Below are 702 nucleotides of genomic sequence, written 5' to 3'. Positions count from 1 at the left end.
TGCTGGCAAAGCGAATAATTCCATGTCTTGATGTTCGTGATGGACAAGTGGTGAAGGGCGTTCAGTTTCGCAACCACGAGATCATCGGCGACATTGTTCCTCTCGCTAAACGCTACGCTGAAGAAGGCGCTGATGAGCTGGTGTTTTACGACATCACTGCATCAAGCGATGGTCGTGTAGTTGATAAAAGTTGGGTAGCTCGTGTCGCGGAAGTGATCGACATTCCTTTCTGTGTGGCTGGTGGTATTAAATCCGCGGAGGATGCTGCACGTATTCTGGAGTTTGGTGCAGACAAAGTCTCTATCAACTCGCCTGCGTTGGCTAACCCGCAGCTTATTACTGATTTAGCGGATAAATTTGGCGTTCAGTGTATCGTAGTTGGTATCGATTCCTACTACGACAAAGATACTGGTAAATATCAGGTTTACCAGTTTACTGGTGACGAAGAACGTACAAAGGCGACGAAGTGGGAAACGCGCGATTGGGTACAAGAAGTGCAAAAGCGCGGCGCTGGTGAAATCGTGCTCAACATGATGAACCAAGACGGCGTGCGTAACGGTTACGATATTGAACAGCTCAATATGGTACGCGAAGTGTGTAAAGTTCCTCTCATCGCTTCCGGTGGTGCAGGTGCCATGGAGCATTTTGCAGAAGCATACCAAAAAGCAAACGTGGATGGTGCTCTTGCCGCTTCGGTATTCC

1 protein-coding gene is annotated in these 702 nt (G+C 48.6%); it reads left to right on the top strand.

The annotated features are described in order from the left end of the window. Window positions 1-2 precede the first annotated feature (2 nt). Window positions 3-702 (top strand): imidazole glycerol phosphate synthase subunit HisF (hisF, locus tag R7Z50_RS27525; protein WP_318149754.1); only part of this gene is annotated, 700 nt, incomplete at its 3' end.

The organism is Vibrio sp. 1249-1 (assembly GCF_033340495.1).
This window is presented reverse-complemented; position numbering and strand designations above follow the sequence as displayed.